This window comes from Microbacterium schleiferi (genome assembly GCF_020781975.1).
GTDB lineage: Bacteria > Actinomycetota > Actinomycetes > Actinomycetales > Microbacteriaceae > Microbacterium.
Window position 1 is genome coordinate 151,616 of sequence record NZ_JAJGNI010000007.1, and the last position, 21,641, is coordinate 173,256.

A 21,641-nucleotide genomic window follows, 5' to 3' on the forward strand; every position below is an offset into this window, starting at 1 on the left:
CCGTAGCCGCCTCGGCGGGCCAGGCGAGCCGGCGTCCGAGCCCGAACGTAGACTCTCGGCATGGCGTCCGACTCCTTCGTCCACCTGCACGTCCACAGCGAGTATTCGATGCTCGATGGAGCCGCCCGGATCGGCGCGATGGTGCAGGAGGCTGCAGCCCAGGGGTCGCCGGCGATCGCCGTCACCGACCACGGAAACACCTTTGCGGCCTTCGAGTTCTACAAGGCGGCGAAGGATGCCGGCATCAAGCCGATCATCGGCATCGAAGCGTATGTGACGCCAGGCACGCACCGGTCCGAGAAGTCGCGGGTGCGGTGGGGGTCACCCGAGCAGAGCGACGACGACGTCTCGGGCTCGGGCGCGTATACCCACATGACGCTGCTGTCGGAGACGACAGCCGGGATGCACAATCTGTTCCGACTCTCATCGAAGGCCTCGATGGAGGGGTACTACTTCAAGCCCCGCATGGACCGGGAGCTTCTGGAGACCTACTCGAAGGGCCTGATCGCGACCACCGGATGCCCCTCCGGCGAGGTGCAGACCCGGTTGCGCCTGGGCCAATACGATGCGGCGCGCGCGGCCGCCGCGGAGTTCCAAGACATCTTCGGCAAAGAGAACTACTTCGCCGAGATCATGGATCACGGTCTCGACATCGAGCGTCGGGTGATGACCGACCTGCTGCGGATCGCGAAAGACCTCGATATTCCGCTCCTCGCGACCAACGACTCGCACTACACACACCAGCATGACTCGAACAGTCATGCAGCCCTGCTCTGCGTGCAGTCGGGCTCGACGCTGGATGACCCGAAGCGGTTCAAGTTCGACGGCGACGGCTACTACATCCGTACGCCGGCCGAGATGCGCCAGATTTTTCGGCAGCATCCCGACGCCTGTGACAACACGCTGCTGATCGCCGAGCGCTGTGAGGTCGAGTTCAACACCAGCGCCAACTACATGCCCCGCTTCCCCGTGCCCGACGGCGAGACCGAGGAGAGCTGGTTCGTCAAAGAGGTCGAGGCCGGCCTCGAGGAGCGGTACCCGGCGGGGATCCCCGACGAGGTCCGCAAGCAGGCCGAATACGAGGTCGGCGTCATCGTGCAGATGGGGTTCCCGGGCTACTTCCTCGTCGTCGCCGACTTCATCAACTGGGCAAAGCGCAACGGCATCCGCGTCGGCCCGGGCCGTGGATCGGGCGCGGGTTCGATGGCTGCCTATGCCATGCGCATCACCGACCTCGACCCCCTGCAGCACGGCCTCATCTTCGAGCGGTTCCTCAATCCCGACCGCGTCTCGATGCCCGACTTCGATGTCGACTTCGATGACCGTCGCCGCGGTGAAGTCATCCAGTACGTCACCGAGAAGTACGGCGACGACCGGGTGGCGCAGATCGTGACGTACGGCACGATCAAGGCGAAGCAGGCCCTGAAGGATGCCGGTCGCGTGCTCGGATTCCCCTTCAGCATGGGCGAGCGCCTCACCAAGGCCATGCCGCCGGCGGTCATGGGCAAGGACGTGCCGCTGACCGACATGTTCAACAAGGATCACCCCCGCTACAAGGAGGCGGGGGAGTTTCGCACTCTCATCGAGACCGACCAGGAAGCCAAGACGGTCTTCGACACGGCGGTGGGCCTCGAGAACCTGAAGCGCCAGTGGGGTGTGCACGCAGCCGGTGTCATCATGTCGAGCGAACCGCTCATCGACATCATCCCGATCATGCGCCGTGAGCAGGACGGCCAGATCGTCACGCAGTTCGACTACCCGTCGTGTGAGTCGCTCGGCCTGATCAAGATGGACTTCCTGGGGCTTCGCAACCTCACGATCATCAACGATGCGCTCGACAACATCGAAGCCAACCGCGGTGAGCCCCTCGTCCTCGAGGAGCTCGACCTCGACGACCGGGCATCGTACGAGTTGCTCGCCCGCGGCGACACCCTCGGGGTGTTCCAGCTCGACGGCGGTCCGATGCGGTCCCTTCTTCGCCTCATGAAGCCCGACAACTTCGAGGACATCTCGGCAGTCCTCGCGCTGTACCGCCCGGGTCCGATGGGCGTGAACTCGCACATCAACTACGCCCTGCGCAAGAACAAGCAGCAAGAGATCGAGCCGATTCACAAAGAGCTCGAAGAGCCCCTCGCCGACATTCTCGACACGACCTACGGGCTCATCGTCTATCAGGAGCAGGTGATGGCCGTAGCCCAACGGGTCGCCGGCTACACACTCGGTCAGGCCGACCTGCTGCGCCGCGCGATGGGCAAGAAGAAGAAGTCCGAGCTCGACAAGCAGAAAGAGGTCTTCTTCGGCGGCATGACCGAGCGCGGGTTCTCGGATGCCGCGCAGCAGACCCTGTGGAAGGTGCTCGAGTCGTTCGCCGACTACGCCTTCAACAAGGCGCACACCGCCGCCTACGGGCTCGTGTCGTACTGGACCGCCTACCTGAAGGCCCACTATCCCGCGGAGTACATGGCAGCGCTCCTCACGAGCGTGGCCGACTCGAAAGACAAGATGGCGATCTACCTCAACGAGTGCCGACGGATGGGCATTCGGGTGCTGCCCCCCGATGTGAACGAGTCGATCCGCTACTTCGCGGCAGTCGGTGACGACATCCGCTTCGGGCTCGGCGCCGTGCGCAACGTCGGAGCTAACGTCGTCGAGGCCATCGTACAGTCGCGCGTGGATGAGCCCTTCGTGTCGTTCCACGACTTTCTCGCTCGGGTGCCGGTCTCGGTCGCGAACAAGCGAACGGTGGAGTCGCTGATCAAGGCCGGCGCGTTCGACACGCTCGGTGCGACTCGGCGCGCTCTGCTGGAGATCCACGAGGATGCCACCGAGCAGGCTGTGCTCGACAAGCGCCGCGAAGCCAACGGCGAGGTCGGGTTCGACTTCGATTCGCTGTGGGGAGCGGACGAACCGCAACAGGTCAACAAGGTTCCCGACCGCCCGGAGTGGACGAAGAAAGACAAGCTGGCTTTCGAACGCGAAATGCTGGGGCTCTACGTCTCGGACCATCCGCTCGCCGGCCTCGAGGTGCCCCTCGCCAAACACGCGTCGATCAACATCCATGACCTGCTGGCCTCCGAAGACCTGGCTGACGGCGATCAGGTGACCATTGCGGGCCTGGTGACGAGTGTGCAGCATCGCGTCGCCAAGTCCAGCGGCAATCCGTACGGCATGATCACCGTCGAGGACTTCGACGGCGAGATCACCGTCATGTTCATGGGAAAGACCTACACGGAGTTCCAGTCGATGCTGCAGGCCGACTCGATCCTCGTGGTCCGCGGACGCGTCTCTCGGCGCGACGACGGCATGAACCTTCACGCGCAGGCGGCGTTCTCACCCGACCTCGGCTCCGTCGACGAATCCGGACCGCTCGTGCTCGTGATTCCCGAGCAGCGGGCCACCGAAGCGGTCATCGGCGATCTCGCCGACTGCCTACGCCGTCACCGGGGAGACACGGAGGTGACGCTGCGCCTCCACAAGGCAGGCGTGGCGAAGGTCTTCGAGGTACCGCATCCGGTGAGCGTCACTGCCGACCTGTACGGCGAACTCAAGGGTCTCCTCGGCCCGCAGTGCCTCGGGTAGCTCCGCCCCGTACGGCGACCGAACTGCGTTCGGGCGATGCATGCCCTGGGCGCTTCACGCCTCGCGCGAGCGATAGCGTAGATGGATGCTTCGCACCCTTGATCTGCGCGGGCAATCCCTGTCGCCCGCAGAGCTGCTCGCCGCCGTCCCTCGCGCGACCGCAGCCCGTTCCGAGGCGCTCGCGACCGCCGCGCGCCTCGTCGATGACGTCGCCTCGCGCGGCGAGGCGGCGCTGCGCGAGCAGGCCGAACAGTTCGACGGGGTGACCGGTCACGACATCCGTGTTCCAGCCTCGCACCTCGACGAGGCTCTCGAGCAGCTCGATCCTGCGGTTCGCGCGGCGCTCGAGCAGGCCATCGACCGCGTGAGGGCTGCCTCGGCCGTGCAGGTTCCGCCGCCGACCACCACGACGCTGGCCCCGGGAGCTCTCGTTCACCAGCGGTGGCAACCGGTGCGCCGGGTCGGGGTGTATGTGCCGGGCGGCAAGGCGGTGTACCCCTCCAGTGTCGTGATGAACGTCGTGCCGGCCCAGGCGGCCGGCGTCAAGCAGATCGCTCTCGCGTCCCCGCCCCAGCGGGGAGAGGACGGGCGAGTCCACCCGGTGATTCTTGCCGCCGCGAAACTCCTCGGGGTCACCGAGGTGTACGCGATGGGCGGCGCCGGTGCGATCGGTGCATTCGCCTACGGGGCCGCGAGCCTGGGCCTCGATCCGGTGGATGTCGTGACGGGACCGGGGAACAACTTCGTGGCGGCAGCAAAACGCGCCGTAGCCGGTCGCGTCGGCACCGACTCGGAGGCAGGCGCGACCGAGATCCTCATCGTCGCCGACGACACCGCCGATCCGCGGCTTGTCGCTGCCGACCTCATCAGCCAGGCCGAGCACGACGAGCAGGCATCCGCGGTTCTCGTGACCACGTCGATGGGCCTGGCCGACGCTGTGCAGGCAGAGATCGGCGGGCTGGCCGCGCAGACACTCCACGCGGCGCGCATCGAGGTGGCACTGACCGGCCCGCAGTCGGCGATCGTGCTCGTCGACGACCTCGACGCCGCTGTGGACTTCTCGAATGCCTACGCCCCCGAACACCTCGAACTGCACCTTGCCGACCCCGCTGCGCACCGGTTCGTGCACGCCGGGGCAGTTTTCGTCGGTCCCTATTCGCCGGTGAGCCTGGGTGACTACCTCGCGGGGAGCAATCACGTGCTCCCCACCGGCGGGCAAGCACGATATGCCGCAGGGCTATCGGCCTCGACGTTCCTGCGCCCGCAGCAGGTGATCGAGTATGACCGGGACGCCCTCGCGGAAGTCTCTGACGCCATCGTGGCGCTTGCGACCGCCGAAGTGCTCCCCGCGCACGGTGAAGCCGTTCGCGCGCGCTTCACCGCGTAGTCTGGGGCTGCTATGCACTGCCCTTTCTGCCGTCACCCCGACTCGCGCGTGATCGACTCCCGCACCAGCGACGACGGTCTCAGCATCCGTCGTCGCCGTCAATGCCCCGAGTGCGGCGGTCGCTTCTCGACCATCGAGACCGCGAGCCTGAACGTCATCAAGCGCTCAGGCGTGATCGAACCATTCAGTCGCGAAAAGGTCATGTCGGGGGTGCGCAAGGCCTGTCAGGGGCGCCCCGTGACCGAGGGCGATCTTGCCGTACTGGCCCAGACGGTCGAGGAGGCGGTTCGACAGACCGGATCGTCGCAGGTCGACACGAATGAGATCGGCCTGGCGATCCTCGGGCCACTCCGCGAACTCGACCAAATCGCTTATCTCCGGTTCGCGAGCGTGTATCAGGCGTTCGATTCGTTGGAGGATTTTGAGTCGGCGATCGCACAGTTGCGCGCGGATCATCAACGCCTGGCATCCGACCTCGAGGAGTAAGCATGTACCCGTGGCTGTTTCGCACGTTCCTCTCGAGGATGGATCCGGAGACAGCACATCACGCGGCGATGCTCGTCATCCGGCTGCTCGGTTTCCCGCCGTTCTCGTGGGTGGCGCGGGCCCTCACCAAGCCTGATCCGTCGCTGCGCGTGCAGACGCTCGGATTGACCTTCGACGCGCCGTTCGGTGTCGCGGCCGGGTTCGACAAGGATGCCGTGGGCGTCGACGGTCTGCACGCTCTCGGTTTCGGGCATGTCGAGGTCGGCACCGTGACCGCGATCCCGCAGACCGGAAACCCGAAGCCGCGCCTGTTCCGCCTCATCCCGGATCGCGCTGTCGTCAACCGCATGGGGTTCAACAATCACGGGTCGTACGCCGCTGCGGGTCGGCTCGAACGCGCTCGTCGTCGGCGTCACCGCACGGTCCTGGGCGTCAACATCGGCAAGAGCCGCATCGTGGATGTCGAAAACGCGGTAGTCGACTACGTCACGAGCACGCGGCTTCTCGCGCCCGTGGCCGACTACCTCGTGGTCAATGTGTCGTCGCCGAACACCCCGGGTCTGCGGAGCCTGCAGGCCGTCGAGTCGCTGAGGCCCCTGCTGACCGCGGTGAAGGATGCCGCTGAAGATATCCCCCTGCTCGTCAAGATCGCGCCCGATCTCTCTGATGACGACATCCGCGATGTCACAGCCCTGGCGCTCGAACTGGGCCTGCAGGGCATCGTCGCCACGAACACGACAATCGCGCGCGATGACCTCGGGCTGGTCACCGACCCGGCGGTGGTCACGGCAGCCGGCGCTGGTGGGCTGTCGGGAAAGCCACTCGCTCCGCGCGCCCTCGAGGTGCTGCGTCTCGTTCGCTCCCTGGTGCCTGACAGTTTCTGCGTCATCTCGGCCGGTGGTGTCGAGACTGCTGCCGACGTCCGCGAAAGGCTGGATGCCGGCGCAACTCTGGTGCAGGGATACACCGGGTTTCTGTACCGAGGGCCGCTCTGGGCGCGGCAGATCAACCGGGGGCTTGTCCGCGCATGAGGGGCATCTGCCCCGAAGACTTAGGAAGCCCTAACTTCCTCGGGAATGCGGGGGACCTCCTCGGATATACTCCCGACAGCACAACACCGGCATTCGCGTCGTCGAGTGCTTCAGCGCGGCCGTCGCGCCATGGGAAGGAACCTCTGTGATCGAACGTCACATCAAGCCCGAAGTCGCCGCGATCTTCATCGATGTCGCCCGAGGCCGTCGGGGTATCTACTCCGATGACGCAGCCTTCGAGGAGCTGCTCGCCGAGGCGAAGGCAGCATTCGAAGCGGCCGACCCCGAGACCGTCGAGATCATCCGCCAGTTCGCGCGGGCCGAGGTCCCGGACGGGGGAGTTCTCTTCCATGGCCTCACCGTCGATCAGGACGACATGGGTGAGAGCCCGCGGGACCCGGTTGCGTTCGAGGGCAAGGATCGTGACCCCGTGACGGAGGCTGCACTGTTGGCGTTTGCCTCGGTGGCCGGCGAGGTCTTCTCGTTCGCCCGTCAGCACCGCGGTGCGCTGATCCAGAACGTCACACCGATCCCCGGCCACGAGTACGACGCCGTGGGAACGGGAAGCCGGAGCTTGCTCGACTGGCACTCGGAGGATGCCTTCGACGACGCCCACCCGCAGTTCGTCGGCCTCTTCTGCGTCCGGGGTGATGAGCGCGTGCAGACGGCGCTGGCGCCGGTCGACCGTATCGACCTGTCGGCCGAGGATGAGGCGGTCCTCCGTCAACCGCGCTTCATGCACGGCATCGACAAGGCATCCGGCGGAACGGGTCGTCCCGAAGACGGTGTCCAGGGCGCAGCGCTCTACGGCGAGGACGGCAAGCGTTTCGTCCGCATCGACATGGACTGCGCCGCCGCCGTTACCGGCGATGACGAAGCTGCCGCGGCGCTCCAGGCCTTCCACGACGGCGCCGACAAGGAGGGCATCTATGTGACCCTCGGTGCCGGCGACATCCTGCTGTTCGACAACCGTCGCGTCATGCACGCGCGGACCCCCTTCGAACCGCGTTACGACGGCACCGACCGCTGGCTGCAGCGCGTCATCATCACCGATGACCTCGGACGCTCCGCCGACCGCCGCATCAACCACCCCCGTGTGGTGGAGAACGAGCTGGTAGGCGCCTGACATTCGCTGATCGCACGCGGCCGGCGCCCCGACGGGTGCCGGCCGACGTGTGAGGGCAGCACCCTTCGGAAAGAGAGAGCGATGGCATCGCGAGGACTCGGTTCGCGCTTCGGTTACATGGTGGCCCGGTTGAAGGTCATCGACCTCCCCTCGGTCATCGAGCGCGCCCGCGAGGTATCAGCCCAGTTCCACAAGTGGACCCCAGCGGTGGTCGTGGACATGTTCTGGCAGGCGACCTTCCACCAGGTCGGCTTTCAGGACTATGTCGACTACGATTTCGCGATCCTGAACCGGCGCGAGCGGCGCACGATGATGACGCATCCGCACTCAAACAAGTACTCGTACACGTTCGATGATCCTGAGTACCGCGGGATCTTCTACGACAAGTGGGAGTTCGACCGCGTCTTCTCGGAGTACCTCGGTCGTGACTGGATGATGGTCACCGACGACAACGTCGACGAACTGCGCGCTTTCGGTGAGGCACATCCCGTGCTCATCACCAAGAAGCAGGCGGGTCGCTCGGGGGCTGCCATCAACCGGTATTACTCGACCGAGATCGAGGACTGGGCAGACTTCCACGCGCAGCTGCGCGAGCGCGGTGAGCTGCTGATCGAAGAGAACATCGTGCAGCATCCCGATGTCGCCGCCGTTTGTGCCGGCACGGTCAACTCGACCCGCGTCGCTGCGTTCTTCGACGGCGAGAAGACCCACATCCTCGCGATCGCGCAGAAGTTCGGTCGCGGTCAGGTCGCAGACCAGATGGACTTCGGCGGCTTCTACACGATGCTCGACCCCGAGACCGGAGCCTCGCTCGGCGACGGCTACGACTCGCACGGACACGTGCACAAGCTCCACCCCGATTCGGGCTACCCGATCGCTGATTTCCAGCTGCCGATGTTCGATGAGGTCATCGCCTTCGTCGACAAGGTCGCCCGTCACGTCCCGCAGGTGAAGTACGTCGGGTGGGACATCGCCGTGACCCCCGACGGCCCCGTGCTCATCGAGGGCAACTGGGCCACGGGCGTCTACGAGAACAAGCCGAGCGTGCTCGGCATCCGTACCGGACACCGCCCTCGATACCAGAAGGCGATGGGCTTTTGATCAGTCCGACCGGGCCGCGCGTCCGGCTGAGTAGCTCGGCGCTTGTCGCCGGCGCCGGCCGGGCGATCGAGGCCGGGGGAGCGGATGCCGTTCCCGACCTCCGTCGCGATGCTTACGGCCACGGCATGCAGTTCGTCGCTGAGACTCTGGCGCGGGTCGGCATCCGTGCGGCGATGCTCGACGCTGAATCCGTCGATGCGGCTCAGAGCATGGGGATCGCCCCGGCCGCGGACGCTCCTACGCTGGACCCCGCCGTGATCTTCGGTCTCCCCGGTGCCTCCGAGGACCCCGCCAGGCCGGTCATGAGCCTTCTCGGCTCCGTGCTCTCGATCAAGGCTCTGCGCGCCGGCGAGGGAGTCTCGTACAACTACACGCATATTGCCCCGCGGGACACACGGATCGCGCTCGTCTCAGGCGGCTTCGGCCAGGGGGTAGCGCGCTCGCTCGGCAACCAGGTCTCGGTCGAGGTGTGGGGTGCCCTGTATCCCATCGTCGGACGGGTCGCGATGGATGTCTGTGTCGTGGACATCGGTGACGCCGACATCGCGCGCGGTGACGAGGTCATCTACTTCGGCGGCGACGGCCCGGCTGGTCCGGCGCTGGCCACGTGGGAGGCGGCATCCGGACTCACTGCTGCCGAACTCGTCTGTGCGCTGGGCCTGCGGCTACCGCGGGAGGTGGTCGCTTGAGCGCGCGGATGGTCGTGGACCTCGGTCGGATCCTCGCCGACACCGACGTGCTGCGGGGGCGCATCGCGCCGGCCGAGTACATGCTTGTTGTCAAGAACGACGCCTACGGCCACGGCGTCGATCGTGTCGTCGCCGCCGCTGCAGCTCACGGCGTGCGCTGGTTCGGGGCCTTCGACGTGCCGATGGGTGTCCGCACGAGAGCTGCCGCGGGCCCCGACGCTCGCGTCTTCTCGTGGGTGACGATCACCCAGCCCGAGATCGAGGTCGCGCTGGAGGCCGGCATCGAACTCGGCGTGGGTGATGCCTCGTACCTCGAAGACATCGCGACGGTGTCGGCGGGGCGAGGAGCTCCGGTGCACATCAAGATCGACACCGGACTTCACCGCAACGGCGTCAGGCCGGAGGCGTGGCCGGCGTTCGTCACCCGGGCCGCGGAGCTCGAGGCAAGCGGCGACATCCGGGTCGTCGGAATCTGGAGCCACATCGCCGAAACCAGCGACGAGGACGACGATCTGTCCCGTGCCGCGTTCCTCGAGGCGATCAGGATTGCCGAGGACGTGGGCCTGCGCCCTCAGGTTCGCCACCTCGCAGCCAGTGCGGCGGCTTTCGCACGGCCGGAGTTCCGGTTCGACCTCGTCCGCTTCGGTGCCTTCAGCTACGGCATCCGTTCGACGGGCGGCCCCGAGCTGGAGGGAATCGCGCCCGCGGCTACCCTGATCGCCACCGTGAGCGACGTCGGAGACTCTGCCGTCGCGGTCTCCTACGGGTATCTGGACGGCCTGCCGTCGACGCTCGCGGGTCGGATGTCGGTGGGAACTCCCGCTGGCCCGCGTCTCGTCCGCGAGATCGGCCCGGCGACGATGCTGATCGACCCGTGGCCGGGCGCCGCTGTCGAGGATGAGGTCTACCTCTTCGGCCCCGGAACGCGCGGCGAGTCCAGTGTGACGACTCTCGCGGAGGCGATCGGCACGGTCGGTGAAGAGATCATCGTCCGCGTCTCACCGCTCGTCCCGCGCATCTACATCTGATCCGAGGCACGCCCATGAGCGCGCGATCAGCGTCGCGCGGTGAGCGCAGCGGACGGGCACATGTCTCGACACCTGGCACCCCCGCGCAGCGGAGCGCGCCAAGCTGCTAGACCGATCTCAGGAGGGGTACTGGCCCCGGCGAACCTGGGCCTTGGGTAGGCGCATGAAGCGCATCTGGACGCTGCGCATCGAGGCGTACCAGCCGAGCCCCTTCTCAACCTTGCTTGCGCCGAACTTGTCGCGCACCGCGCGCTTGACGCGGATCGACGTGATGATCATGTCGCCGATCACGAAGAAGATGAACACCCACAGCGCCACGAACGCCCAGTACTGGATGAAGTTCAGCGGAATGAAGGTTGCGACGATGACCACGACCATCGCGGGCATGACTGCCTCGCCCAGGTGCCAACCGGCGTCCACGAAATCGCGGGCGAACTTGCGCTGCGGTCCCTGATCGCGCGCGGGCAGGTACTTCTGCTCACCGTTGGCCATGCCGATGCGGGCGCGTTCCCGGGCTGATGCGAGCTCGGCCTTGCGCTGCGCCTTCGCTTCCTTCGTGTCGGGAACGAGCGGGCGCTTGCGTGCAGCCTCCTGCTCGGCGCGGCTCGGAGTCGCCTTTCCCTTGCCGACGGTCGACGTCGACGCGTCCTTCGGTGCCTCGGGGGCGGGGGTCTTGGCCACGATGATCCTCGCTGTCGCGTTACGGGTAGTCCTTAAGATTACCCGCATGAGTGATATCGCCTCCCGTTCCGATGCTGTCCGTGACGCCGCCGAGACCGGCATCCCCCGTGCGCTGGCGGATTTGGGCGATCTGGTGCGGATTCCCTCGATCGCCTGGCCATCGATGGATCAGCAGCAACTCGTACGCAGCGCAGAGGCAGTGGCTGCCCTGGTCGAAGGCACGGGAGTGTTCGATGCCGTGACCATCAAGCGGGCAGCGATTCCCGGCACGGAGGAGTTCGGGCAGCCTGCCGTGCTCGCGACACGTGCAGCGAGGAACGGTCGCCCGACCGTCCTGCTGTACGCCCATCACGACGTCCAGCCCGTCGGTGACGAGGCGCTGTGGGAGACCCCGCCGTTCCAACCCACGGTTCGGGAGGGCCGGCTCTACGGTCGTGGCGCCGCCGACGACAAGGCCGGGATCATGGCGCACATCGGTGCGATCCGTGCACTTGTCGAGGCGCTGGGTCCCGACTTCGACCTCGGTCTCGCCCTGTTCATCGAGGGGGAGGAGGAGTACGGCTCGCGCTCGTTCGCGCAGTTCCTCAGCGACAACGCCGACGCGCTTCGCGCCGATGTGATCGTTGTCGCGGACTCGGGCAACTGGGACGACCGAACCCCCGGGTTGACGGTCTCGCTGCGCGGCAACGCGCGCTTCTCGATGCGGGTGCGCACGCTCGATCACGCATCCCACTCGGGAATGTTCGGGGGAGCGGTGCCCGACGCCATGCTCGCCACGGTCACGCTGCTGGCCACGCTCTGGGACGCCGACGGATCGGTCGGCGTCGAGGGCCTGAGCTCGCGCGAGGCCGAGACCCCTGAGTACAGCGAGAGCACCCTGCGCTCGGAGACGGGCCTGCTCGACGGGGTGAGCCCGATCGGCGCGGGATCGATCATCGGGCGGATCTGGAACAAGCCGTCGGTCACCGTGATCGGCATCGACGCCACCGATGTCGCCTCGGCCTCCAACACGCTCGCTCCGGAGGTGACCGTCGTCATCAGCGCGCGCGTCGCGCCCGGGCAGTCCGCGGCGGACGCCTACGCAGCGCTGAAGGCACACCTTCGCGCCCACGCGCCGTTCGGGGCTCGGCTGGAGTTCTTCGATGTCGACCTCGGCAACCCGTTCCTCGTCGACACGACAGGATGGGCGGTCCAGGATGCCCGCGAGGCACTCACCGAGGGGTACGGCGTCGATCCGGTCGATATCGGGGTGGGCGGATCGATCCCGTTCATCGCGGACCTGGTCCGCGAGTTCCCGGGCGCGCAGATCCTGGTCACGGGTGTGGAGGATCCGCACTCCCGGGCGCACAGTCCCAACGAGTCACTCCACCTCGAGACCTTCCGGCATGCGCTGATCTCCGAGGCGCTGCTGCTGGAGAAGCTGGACGCGCGCACGCTCTGACCCGCCCGCATTTCCGCCGTCCTCGCCGAGAGCGGGCGTAGAATTTCAGCATCCGCCCCGACGGCTTCAGCCGATAAGGAGAGTCATGACCGACACCGCACTGACCACGGACCAGACCGCCCGCGAGCACGGCGTCGCGCTCACCGACGCCGCCGCCGCAAAAGTCAAGAACCTGCTCGACCAGGAGGGCCGCGATGACCTCCGTCTCCGCGTGGCTGTCCAGCCCGGCGGATGCAGCGGACTCATCTACCAGCTGTACTTCGACGAGCGGTATCTCGACGGAGACAAGACCGTCGACTTCGAGGGCGTGGAAGTCATCGTCGACGACATGAGCGTCCCGTACCTGGACGGCGCAACCATCGACTTCAAGGACACGATCTCGGAGCAGGGCTTCACGATCGACAACCCGAACGCGCAGGGCAGCTGCGCGTGCGGTGACAGCTTCCACTGACCCAGAAGCTTCAGCCTGCGAGAAGGCCGACCTTCAGTATCCCGAAAGTGCGTGGATGCTGAGTGGTTGGCCTCAAGCAGGTGTGAGCTTGCCCTAGACTGACCACAGTCACACTTCGCAACGTGGAAAGGTGCGCCTGTGCCATCCAAACGCCGACTCCGCTGGGTTCTTCTTCCGGTTGGTGCCGCCGCGGCCCTGGTGCTCGCAGGATGTACGCCGACGGAGCTGAACGGATTCCTTCCCGGCTTCGTCGAAGACGGAACTCCTGCGACCAACCACACCGAGATGATCTCGGGACTGTGGGTCAACTCGTGGATCGTGCTGCTGGCTGTCGGCGTCATCACGTGGGCGCTCATGGGGTGGGCCGCGATCGCCTACCGTCGCCGTAAGGGCCAGACCGGCCTGCCCGTGCAGCTGCGGTACAACATGCCGATCGAGATCTTCTACACGATCGTGCCGTTCATCCTCGTGATCGGTTTCTTCGCCTTCACGGCGCGGGACCAGGCGATCATCGAGACGCAGTACGAAGACCCGGACGTGTCGATCACCGCGATCGGCAAGCAGTGGGCGTGGGACTTCCAGTACAACGGTGACGAGGAAGACAACTCCGACGCCGTCTGGACGATGGGTATTCAGGCCCAGCCCGACAAGGCCGGCAACATCGACCAGGAGGCGCTGCCGACGCTGTACCTGCCGGTCGACCAGACCGTGCAGATCAAACTGCAGTCGCGGGATGTCATCCACTCGTTCTGGGTCGTCGACTTCCTCTACAAGAAGGACATGTACATCGGGAAGGACAACTACTGGTCCTTCACTCCGACCCGTGAGGGCACCTACGCAGGCCGCTGTGCGGAACTGTGCGGTGAGTACCACTCGATGATGCTCTTCACCGTCCAGGTCGTGAGCGCCGACGAGTACGAGGACTACCTCGCAAGTCTCGAGGCAAAGGGTCAGACCGGCGACATCAACGACGCATACGACCGCCTGCAGAACACGCCGAACGATCCCACGGATCCCTCGGTCCAGCAGTCAGATGAGGGGAACGAGTGATGGCCACCACGCTGCCGCTTCAGGACGCGGACTCGTCGCGCCCGCGCACTCTCCCGGCACGGCAGGCGGCGCTGATGTCGTCGTCGCGTGTCGAGCAGAAGGGCAACATCGTCGTCAAGTGGATCACCTCCACTGACCACAAGACGATCGGGTACATGTACCTGATCGCTTCGTTCCTGTTCTTCCTGCTCGGCGGTGTGATGGCGCTCATCATCCGTGCGGAGCTGTTCGAACCCGGCATGCAGGTGCTGCCCACGAAGGAGCAGTACAACCAGTTGTTCACGATGCACGGCACGATCATGCTGCTGATGTTCGCGACTCCGCTGTTCGCCGGGTTTGCGAACGCCATTCTTCCCCTGCAGCTCGGTGCCCCCGACGTCGCGTTCCCCCGCCTGAACGCCTTCGCGTTCTGGCTCTTCCTGTTCGGCTCGATCATCGCGATCTCCGGCTTCCTCACCCCGCAGGGTGCGGCCGCGTTCGGGTGGTTCGCCTACCAACCGCTGGCGAACGCGAGCTTCTCACCGGGGGTCGGCGGCAATCTCTGGATGCTCGGCCTCGGCATGAGCGGTTTCGGCACGATCCTCGGAGCCGTCAACTTCATCACGACCGTGATCACGATGCGCGCCCCCGGCATGACGATGTGGCGGATGCCGATCTTCAGCTGGAACACGCTGGTGACCAGCATCCTGATCCTCATGGCCTTCCCGGTGCTGGCCGCCGCGATCTTCGCCGCCGCCGCCGACCGCGTGCTCGGTGCGCACATCTACGACCCACAGAACGGGGGCGTGCTGCTGTGGCAGCACCTGTTCTGGTTCTTCGGTCACCCCGAGGTGTACATCATCGCGCTGCCGTTCTTCGGCATCGTGTCCGAGATCTTCCCGGTCTTCAGCCGCAAGCCGATCTTCGGTTACAAGACGCTCGTGTACGCGACGATCGCGATCGCCGCTCTCTCGGTCGCTGTGTGGGCGCACCACATGTACGTCACCGGCTCGGTGCTGCTGCCGTTCTTCGCCCTGATGACGATGCTGATCGCGGTGCCCACCGGCGTGAAGATCTTCAACTGGATCGGAACGATGTGGCGCGGCTCGGTGACGTTCGAGACCCCGATGATCTTCTCGCTCGGCTTCCTCGTGTCGTTCGTCTTCGGTGGTCTGACCGGCGTCATCCTCGCCTCGCCGCCGCTGGACTTCGCCCTGTCGGACTCGTACTTCGTCGTCGCCCACTTCCACTACGTGGTCTTCGGCACCGTCGTGTTCGCGATGTTCGCCGGCTTCTACTTCTGGTGGCCCAAGTGGACCGGCCGCATGCTCAACGAGCGCCTCGGTTACGTTCACTTCTGGTTGCTGTTCATCGGTTTCCACATGACGTTCCTCGTCCAGCACTGGTTGGGCGTCGAGGGCATGGTCCGCCGATACGCCGACTACGCGGAAGCCGACGGATTCACCTGGCAGAACCAGCTCTCTACCGTCGGGTCGATGATTCTCGCTGTCTCGATGATTCCGTTCCTCTTGAACGTGTGGATCACCGCTCGCAAGGCGCCAAAGGTCACGGTCAACGATCCGTGGGGCTATGGTGGTTCGCTCGAGTGGGCTACGTCGTGCCCGCCGCCGCGACACAACTTCACATCGATCCCGCGCATCCGTAGCGAGCGTCCGGCATTCGACCTGAACCACCCCGAGGCTGCGCCGATGACGGTCGGTGTCGGCCCGGCCAAGGATGCTCCACACACACCGGTTGTCGATCTTGCCGATGGGAAGGTGAAGTAGTCCATGCGCACCAATGTGTCGCTGTGGTGGATCCTCACGGGCTTCTTCGCTCTCGTTGCGATCGCGTACACCGTCTGGAGCGTCATCTGGTATGGCAACCTCGAGTGGGTTGGCACCGTCGCCCTGTTCTTCACCGCTCTGATGGGTGCACTCATCGGGTTCTACACCGGCGCCGTTCACCGCGCGCAGGGTGGTGAACTGCCGGAGGACGTTCTCACAGCGGACATCGACGACGGTGACCCCGAGATCGGTGAGTTCAGTCCCTGGTCCTGGTGGCCCCTCGTCCTCGCATCTTCGGCCGCTGTCGCCATCATCGGGCTCGCGGTCGGCGCGTGGATGGTGCCCATCGGCCTCGGTATCTTCGTCGTCGCGATCATCGGCTGGGTCTACGAGTACTACCGCGGCTACTTCGCCCGCTAGGTTCCCGCTTCGCCGGCTAGGCCCTGCGTCCGTCCCCTCGCTGCGCGCTCTCCGTTGAGAGCCCTGATTAGCGGGAGCGTTGGACGAGGAGCACGCCGCCGATCACGATGAACGCGCCGATGAGCTCGTTCAGCGTGAACCGTTCGCCGAGCACGATGATGCCGAGCGCCACTCCGACCACCGGAATCACATACGTGACGGTCGACGCACCGACGGCGCCCCACTCGGTGACAACGCGCGTGTTCCAGACGTAGACGATCCCGGTTCCCAGACATCCGAGGGCGACGAGCGCGAGGACCGGGGCCGGGGCCCAGGCTACCGGCGAGAGACCGATGACGGGGAGCAGAGCCAGGGCGAGCACCCCTGCCACCGCCATCTGTGTCGACGCGATCGTCACGCTGTCGTGGGTGTGGGTCCCCGTGATGAAGCGCCGCATCCAGCCGAGAGCGATGCCGTACGAGGCGGTGGCACCCAGACAAGCGAGCTGCGCGGGAAGAGATGCGGCGAACTCTGCGGAGGAGACGACATCCCACACGCCCATGACGATCGCGACACCGATAGCTCCGATGATCACCCCGACCAGGCGTCGTGCCGTCATCCGTTCGCTGGGGAGCACGACGACGGCCACCAGTGTCGTCCACAACGGTGTGGTCGCGTTCAGGATGGCCGACAGCCCGGATGGCAGGCTCTGAGCAGCCCAGGCGAAGAGCAGAAACGGCAGAAGGCAGAAGAAGACCGCCACGACGATCATGTGCACCCACAGGCGGCCTTCGCGCGGCCACCGTCGACGCGTGAGTGCCATGATCGTGGCGAGCGTGACAGAGCCCAGGATGATGCGTCCCAGAGCCACCTGAGCAGGGTCGAAGGAGTCAACCGCAACCTTCATGAAGAGGAAACTCGCTCCCCACACCAGCGACAGCGCCGCGAACATGAGGACCACGGTGCTGGAGCGCGCTGGCGCGAGAGTCGGCGACGAGGACACGACGGTCACGCTACTCGCCGGGGCGGCCAGGGCACTGGCGGGAATCGGACCCCTCGTTCACCGGCGCACGACCATCACGAGCGGGTCGAACTCGCGGGGGAGCGGACCGTCATCGTTCTCGGTCGGCTGGCCTTCCCGTGCCCAGTATTCGAACCCCCCGATCATCTCCTTGACCGCGTAGCCGAGCTTTGCGAACTCGAGCGCTCCCTTGACGCCGGCGTTGCAGCCCGGGCTCCAGCAGTACACGACGACAGTGGCGTCCGGGGCAATCTCGCGCGGGGCGCGCTCCGCGATCTCGCGGTAGGGCATATGGATCGCGCCGGTGATGCGTCCCTGGCGCCAGGCGTCGACGCCGCGCACATCGACGAGCACGATGTCTTCTCCGGCCTTCTGAGCGGCGTACACGTCCGACGGATCGGTCTCGTGGGCGAGGCGGGTGGCGAAGAAGTCTGCGCTGCTCATGATGCCGACACTAGAGGCAAGTCATGACATTGAGAGCGCCGCAGGCACCCTCCTGCGGCCACGTTTCGGCCGGATCCTGCCATTGCCCGCTGCAGTGAGATGCGGGCAACGGCGCGGGCCCGACATCCGTGGATGCCGGGCCCGCGCACTGGTTGATTCGGGACTACTTCGTGTCGCCGCTGGGGTGAACGTCGTCGTCAGGATCGACATCCGTGTTCGACGTGCCCTTATCGGCAGCCGTGTTCTCCACGACTTCGTCAGTGACGATCACGTTCGTCGGGCGAACAGCCGTCTCGGACTGCTTGCCGTCGGTGATCGGGTGGTGCGGAGCATCCGGAACCCCGGCGCGCTCGTGCATCGCCTGGATCTCGGCATCCTCCTGCTCGGCGATGTGGTCGAGCTCGTGGTGCTGGTGCGAGAGCGCCTCGTCGACCTCGGCCTGCGTGACAGGAGCGAGGCGGTCTTCGAAGAACCAGCGCGACAGCGAGGCACGGAAGTTCTGGTGCCACGGAATCTGCCCACGCGAGTTCGGACGAACGACCAGCGGCTCGTAGGTCTCGAAGTCCACGAGCTTCCAGCGCTCGTACTCGTCGACGGGCTGGTGAACCTCGATGTACTCACCACCGGGGAGGCGGACGATGCGGCCCGACTCGTAGCCGTGAAGGGCGATCTCGCGGTCCTTCTTCTGGAGCGCGATAGCGATGCGCTTCGTGACGAAGTAGGCGATGACCGGACCCACGAACAGCAGAGCCTGCAGCGTGTGGATGACACCCTCCATCGTCACCCAGAAGTGGGTGGCGATGATGTCGGAGGATGCCGCTGCCCACAGCACCGCGTAGAAGGTGACGCCGGCGGCGCCGATGGCGGTGCGGGTCGGGGCGTTGCGCGGACGCTGCGCGATGTGGTGCTCGCGCTTGTCGCCGGTGATCCACGCCTCGATGAAGGGGTAGAGCGCGACCAGGGCGATGAAGAGCACCAGCACCGTGATCGGCAGGATGATGTTCCACGACCAGGTGTGATCCCAGAAGACCGTCTCGAGGTGCGGCGGCACGAGACGTAGCGCACCGTCGGCGAATCCGATGTACCAGTCAGGCTGGGTACCCGCAGACACCGGCGAGGGGTCATAGGGACCGTAGTTCCAGACCGGGTTGATCGTGAAGAGGGATGCGATCAGCACGATCACACCGAAGACGATGAAGAAGAATCCACCCATCTTCGAGGCGTACACCGGGAGCATCGGGTAGCCCACGACGTTGTCGTTCGACCGGCCGGGGCCGGCGAACTGCGTGTGCTTGTTGATGATCATGAGGATCAGGTGTGCCGCGAGCAGCGCGACCAGGATCGCCGGCAGCAGCAGGATGTGCAGTGTGTACAGGCGTCCGACGATCTGCATGCCGGGGAACTCGCCGCCGAACAGCAGGAACGAGGTCCAGGTGCCGATCAGCGGGATGCCCTTGATCATGCCGTCGATGATTCGGAGGCCATTGCCCGAGAGCAGGTCGTCGGGGAGCGAGTAGCCGGTGAAGCCCTCACCCATCGCGAGGACGAACAGCACGAAGCCGATCAGCCAGTTCAGTTCACGCGGCTTGCGGAACGCGCCGGTGAAGAACACTCGCAGCATGTGCACACCGATACCGGCGATGAACACGAGCGCTGCCCAGTGGTGGATCTGGCGCACCAGCAGACCGCCGCGGATGTCGAACGAGATCCGCAGGGTCGAGTCCAGCGCCGCCGACATCTCCACGCCACGCATCGGGATGTAGGCGCCCGTGTAGTGGGTGGGAACCATCGAGGCCTGGAAGAAGAACGTCAGGAACGTTCCCGAGAGCAGGACGACGACGAAGCTCCACAGCGCGATCTCACCGAGCATGAACGACCAGTGGTCGGGGAAGATCTTGCGACCGAGCTCTTTGACCAGTCCCGAGAGGCTGGTGCGCTCGTCGAGGTAGTTGGCGGTGGCGCCGACGAATCGGCCGCCGAGCGGCTTTTCTCTGGTGGTACCGACGGCCGTCTCGTCAGTAGCGGTGGCGGTGCTCAATGGCGCTCCCAGAAGCTCGGGCCGACGGGTTCGGTGAAGTCGCTCTGCGCGACGAGGTAACCCTCGTCATCCACTTCGATGGGCAGCTGCGGCAGCGGACGTGCTGCGGGCCCGAAGATGACCTTCGCGCCGTCCGAGACGTCGAACTGCGACTGGTGGCAGGGGCAGAGCAGGTGGTGTGTCTGCTGCTCGTAGAGAGCCACGGGGCAGCCGACGTGGGTGCAGACCTTGGAGTAAGCGACGATGCCGTCGTACGACCAGGTCGCCCGCTCAGGTGTTTCGGTGATCTGCTCGGGCAGCATGCGCACCAGCAGCACGATCGCCTTGGCCTTCTCTTCGAGGTAGCCCTCTTCGTGGCTGAGTTCGGCGAGCGGCTCGGGGATCACGTGCACCGCCGAGCCGAGAGTGACCTCGGATGCCTTGATCGGCGTGCCCTCGGGGTCCTTGGCCAGACGCATGCCGGGCTTCCACATGGTGTGGCTGAGGAGGTACACCGGGTTGCCCGCGTTGGGGCGCTCGGGAGTGTTCTCGGGGGCAAGACCACGGAAGAGGGTGATCGCCGGAAGGATCGAGGCGATCAGGGCCGCGAAGAGGCCGCCGCGGATGACGGTGCGTCGTCCGAATCCTGACTCCTCGTTGGCGGCTTCGAAGACGGCTACGGCGCCGGCACGCGTCGCGTCGGTGCCACGAGTGGGGTGGCGGGCCTCGGTGTGCTCCTTGTCGGACATCACCGCCTTGGACCAGTGGATCGCGGCGACACCAATAGCCAGCAGCGCGAGGGCGATGCCGAGGCCGATGAAGAGGTTGTTGTCGCGGATCGCCGGGATCTCGCCGCTCTCGATCGGGAAGATCATGTAGGCGGCAACTGCCCACAGCGACCCGGCTACCGAGATGTAGAAGAGCGTGTAGATCGTGCGGACGGCGCGCTTCATCGCCGCCGGGTCCTTGTCGGTCATCCGCTCACGGTGCGGCGGAAGCTCGGGGTTACGCACGGGGTCGGTGACGGCGACGGCCGTTCCCGACGAGGGCTGGTACGACGCCCTGTCGAGGCCGTGCGGGTCGTCCTCGTGTGCCATGGTGCTCCTCTAGCGTCTTGCTACGTATTCGGTATACGGGGTCAGTTGGATTTCGCCGTGATCCACACGGTGATGCCGATCAGGGTGCTGATCCCGAAGATCCAGATGAACAGACCCTCAGCGACCGGTCCGAGCGACCCGAGCTTGAATCCACCGGGGGACTCGGTCTGCTGGATGTACAGCAGCGACGAGATGATGTCTCGCTTGTCCTCGTCGGTCAGGTACATGTCGTTGAACACCGGCATGTTCTGGGGGCCGGTGACCATCGCGGCGTAAATGTGCAGAGCGCTGACCTCGGTCAGGGCGGGAGCGTACTTGCCCTCGGTCAGGGCGCCACCGGCGCCGGCGACGTTGTGACACATTGCGCAGTTGATGCGGAACAGCTCAGCTCCGCGTGCGACGTCGCCTTCACCGTCGAGGATCTCGGGGTCCGGGAAGTCGGGACCGGGAGCGACGGACTGCACGTAGTTGGCCATCGCGAGGATCTGCTCGTCGGTGAACTGCACCGGCTTCTGGGGGGCCTGGGGACCCTGCATCTGCAGCGGCATCCGGCCCGTGCCGACCTGGAAGTCGACGGCGACGGCGCCGACACCATAGAGCGAGGGGCCGTTCTCGGTGCCCTGCAGGTCAAGGCCGTGGCAGGTGGCGCAGTTGGCCTGGAACAGCTTCTTGCCGTCCTCGATCGTCAGGCTGGTCGCCGTGGCGGTGTCGGGTTCGGTGGCCGCCATCGCAGCGGAGGCGCCCGCGTAGACGCCGCCCGTGATGAGCAGTCCGATGCCGATCAGTGCGGTCGCTGCCCAGGGGCTCCGGCGGCCGGTCGAGCGGCGCTTGGTCTGTCGTGCCATGA

19 protein-coding genes are annotated in these 21,641 nt (G+C 65.9%); 13 read left to right on the top strand and 6 right to left on the bottom strand.

Annotation, left to right across the window (positions count from 1 at the left end; genetic code table 11):
- Positions 1 to 60: 60 nt before the first annotated feature.
- The 8 genes from dnaE to LL236_RS10060 all read left to right on the top strand — a co-directional run bounded on the left by dnaE (position 61) and on the right by LL236_RS10060 (position 10,427).
- Entirely contained in the window at positions 61 to 3,579 is a 3,519-nt protein-coding gene (dnaE, locus tag LL236_RS10025) for a DNA polymerase III subunit alpha (protein WP_228178603.1), read from the top strand.
- Positions 3,580 to 3,664: 85 nt separating this feature from the next.
- Entirely contained in the window at positions 3,665 to 4,966 is a 1,302-nt protein-coding gene (gene hisD, locus LL236_RS10030) for a histidinol dehydrogenase (RefSeq protein ID WP_228178604.1), read from the top strand.
- Positions 4,967 to 4,978: 12 nt separating this feature from the next.
- Complete coding sequence (gene nrdR, locus LL236_RS10035; RefSeq protein ID WP_228178605.1) at positions 4,979 to 5,452, top strand: transcriptional regulator NrdR; 474 nt, start codon at positions 4,979 to 4,981, stop codon at positions 5,450 to 5,452.
- A gap of 2 nt (positions 5,453 to 5,454) precedes the next feature.
- Positions 5,455 to 6,483: a quinone-dependent dihydroorotate dehydrogenase gene (locus LL236_RS10040; RefSeq protein ID WP_228178606.1), complete on the top strand. Its 1,029-nt coding sequence runs from the start codon at positions 5,455 to 5,457 to the stop codon at positions 6,481 to 6,483.
- A gap of 145 nt (positions 6,484 to 6,628) precedes the next feature.
- Positions 6,629 to 7,609 carry a TauD/TfdA family dioxygenase gene (locus tag LL236_RS15020; RefSeq protein WP_228178607.1) on the top strand — a complete coding sequence of 327 codons (981 nt, stop codon included), beginning with the start codon at positions 6,629 to 6,631 and terminating at the stop codon, positions 7,607 to 7,609.
- An 81-nt stretch (positions 7,610 to 7,690) separates the two neighbouring features.
- Positions 7,691 to 8,710: a sugar-transfer associated ATP-grasp domain-containing protein gene (locus LL236_RS10050; protein ID WP_228178608.1), complete on the top strand. Its 1,020-nt coding sequence runs from the start codon at positions 7,691 to 7,693 to the stop codon at positions 8,708 to 8,710.
- Positions 8,707 to 9,399 carry an alanine racemase C-terminal domain-containing protein gene (locus LL236_RS10055; RefSeq protein ID WP_228178609.1) on the top strand — a complete coding sequence of 231 codons (693 nt, stop codon included), beginning with the start codon at positions 8,707 to 8,709 and terminating at the stop codon, positions 9,397 to 9,399. Before LL236_RS10050 ends, LL236_RS10055 begins: the two co-directional genes overlap by 4 nt.
- On the top strand, positions 9,396 to 10,427 hold the full coding sequence (locus tag LL236_RS10060) for an alanine racemase (RefSeq protein ID WP_228178610.1): 1,032 nt from the start codon (positions 9,396 to 9,398) through the stop codon (positions 10,425 to 10,427). Before LL236_RS10055 ends, LL236_RS10060 begins: the two co-directional genes overlap by 4 nt.
- A gap of 117 nt (positions 10,428 to 10,544) precedes the next feature.
- Here LL236_RS10060 and LL236_RS10065 read toward each other — a convergent pair whose 3' ends face one another.
- Complete coding sequence (locus LL236_RS10065; RefSeq protein WP_228178611.1) at positions 10,545 to 11,108, bottom strand: DUF3043 domain-containing protein; 564 nt, start codon at positions 11,106 to 11,108, stop codon at positions 10,545 to 10,547.
- 46 nt (positions 11,109 to 11,154) lie between these two features.
- Between LL236_RS10065 and LL236_RS10070 the strand changes: the two genes are divergently transcribed.
- The 5 genes from LL236_RS10070 to LL236_RS10090 all read left to right on the top strand — a co-directional run bounded on the left by LL236_RS10070 (position 11,155) and on the right by LL236_RS10090 (position 16,236).
- On the top strand, positions 11,155 to 12,549 hold the full coding sequence (locus LL236_RS10070; protein ID WP_228178612.1) for a dipeptidase: 1,395 nt from the start codon (positions 11,155 to 11,157) through the stop codon (positions 12,547 to 12,549).
- 85 nt (positions 12,550 to 12,634) lie between these two features.
- On the top strand, positions 12,635 to 13,000 hold the full coding sequence (gene erpA / locus LL236_RS10075; protein ID WP_228178613.1) for an iron-sulfur cluster insertion protein ErpA: 366 nt from the start codon (positions 12,635 to 12,637) through the stop codon (positions 12,998 to 13,000).
- Between the two features lie 138 nt (positions 13,001 to 13,138).
- Positions 13,139 to 14,050 (top strand): aa3-type cytochrome oxidase subunit II, encoded by a 912-nt coding sequence (ctaC, locus tag LL236_RS10080; RefSeq protein ID WP_228178614.1) that lies wholly within the window; start codon positions 13,139 to 13,141, stop codon positions 14,048 to 14,050.
- Positions 14,050 to 15,816 (top strand): aa3-type cytochrome oxidase subunit I, encoded by a 1,767-nt coding sequence (gene ctaD / locus LL236_RS10085; RefSeq protein WP_228178615.1) that lies wholly within the window; start codon positions 14,050 to 14,052, stop codon positions 15,814 to 15,816. The genes ctaC and ctaD overlap by 1 nt, the downstream gene beginning before the upstream one ends.
- Positions 15,817 to 15,819: 3 nt before the next feature.
- Positions 15,820 to 16,236: a cytochrome c oxidase subunit 4 gene (locus LL236_RS10090; protein ID WP_228178616.1), complete on the top strand. Its 417-nt coding sequence runs from the start codon at positions 15,820 to 15,822 to the stop codon at positions 16,234 to 16,236.
- 67 nt (positions 16,237 to 16,303) lie between these two features.
- Here LL236_RS10090 and LL236_RS10095 read toward each other — a convergent pair whose 3' ends face one another.
- The 5 genes from LL236_RS10095 to qcrC all read right to left on the bottom strand — a co-directional run bounded on the left by LL236_RS10095 (position 16,304) and on the right by qcrC (position 21,639).
- Positions 16,304 to 17,218, bottom strand: a complete 915-nt coding sequence (locus tag LL236_RS10095; RefSeq protein ID WP_228178617.1) for a DMT family transporter — start codon at positions 17,216 to 17,218, stop codon at positions 16,304 to 16,306.
- Positions 17,219 to 17,275: 57 nt separating this feature from the next.
- Positions 17,276 to 17,680, bottom strand: a complete 405-nt coding sequence (locus LL236_RS10100; RefSeq protein ID WP_228178618.1) for a rhodanese-like domain-containing protein — start codon at positions 17,678 to 17,680, stop codon at positions 17,276 to 17,278.
- A gap of 163 nt (positions 17,681 to 17,843) precedes the next feature.
- On the bottom strand, positions 17,844 to 19,718 hold the full coding sequence (gene qcrB, locus LL236_RS10105) for a cytochrome bc1 complex cytochrome b subunit (RefSeq protein WP_228178619.1): 1,875 nt from the start codon (positions 19,716 to 19,718) through the stop codon (positions 17,844 to 17,846).
- Positions 19,715 to 20,794, bottom strand: coding sequence for a cytochrome bc1 complex Rieske iron-sulfur subunit (qcrA, locus tag LL236_RS10110; protein WP_228178620.1), 1,080 nt, complete (start codon positions 20,792 to 20,794; stop codon positions 19,715 to 19,717). The genes qcrB and qcrA overlap by 4 nt, the downstream gene beginning before the upstream one ends.
- A 41-nt stretch (positions 20,795 to 20,835) precedes the next feature.
- Positions 20,836 to 21,639 carry a cytochrome bc1 complex diheme cytochrome c subunit gene (gene qcrC / locus LL236_RS10115; RefSeq protein WP_228178621.1) on the bottom strand — a complete coding sequence of 268 codons (804 nt, stop codon included), beginning with the start codon at positions 21,637 to 21,639 and terminating at the stop codon, positions 20,836 to 20,838.
- Positions 21,640 to 21,641: the final 2 nt, after the last annotated feature.

What these genes read in the sequence shown, in the direction of transcription:
- dnaE (WP_228178603.1), top strand. Translation starts at nt 61, where the DNA reads ATGGCGTCCGACTCCTTCGTCCACCTGCACGTCCACAGCGAGTATTCG.
- hisD (WP_228178604.1), top strand. Translation starts at nt 3,665, where the DNA reads ATGCTTCGCACCCTTGATCTGCGCGGGCAATCCCTGTCGCCCGCAGAG.
- nrdR (WP_228178605.1), top strand. Translation starts at nt 4,979, where the DNA reads ATGCACTGCCCTTTCTGCCGTCACCCCGACTCGCGCGTGATCGACTCC.
- LL236_RS10040 (WP_228178606.1), top strand. Translation starts at nt 5,455, where the DNA reads ATGTACCCGTGGCTGTTTCGCACGTTCCTCTCGAGGATGGATCCGGAG.
- LL236_RS10050 (WP_228178608.1), top strand. Translation starts at nt 7,691, where the DNA reads ATGGCATCGCGAGGACTCGGTTCGCGCTTCGGTTACATGGTGGCCCGG.
- LL236_RS10070 (WP_228178612.1), top strand. Translation starts at nt 11,155, where the DNA reads ATGAGTGATATCGCCTCCCGTTCCGATGCTGTCCGTGACGCCGCCGAG.
- erpA (WP_228178613.1), top strand. Translation starts at nt 12,635, where the DNA reads ATGACCGACACCGCACTGACCACGGACCAGACCGCCCGCGAGCACGGC.
- ctaD (WP_228178615.1), top strand. Translation starts at nt 14,050, where the DNA reads ATGGCCACCACGCTGCCGCTTCAGGACGCGGACTCGTCGCGCCCGCGC.
- LL236_RS10090 (WP_228178616.1), top strand. Translation starts at nt 15,820, where the DNA reads ATGCGCACCAATGTGTCGCTGTGGTGGATCCTCACGGGCTTCTTCGCT.
- LL236_RS10100 (WP_228178618.1), bottom strand. Translation starts at nt 17,680, where the DNA reads ATGAGCAGCGCAGACTTCTTCGCCACCCGCCTCGCCCACGAGACCGAT.
- qcrA (WP_228178620.1), bottom strand. Translation starts at nt 20,794, where the DNA reads ATGGCACACGAGGACGACCCGCACGGCCTCGACAGGGCGTCGTACCAG.
- qcrC (WP_228178621.1), bottom strand. Translation starts at nt 21,639, where the DNA reads ATGGCACGACAGACCAAGCGCCGCTCGACCGGCCGCCGGAGCCCCTGG.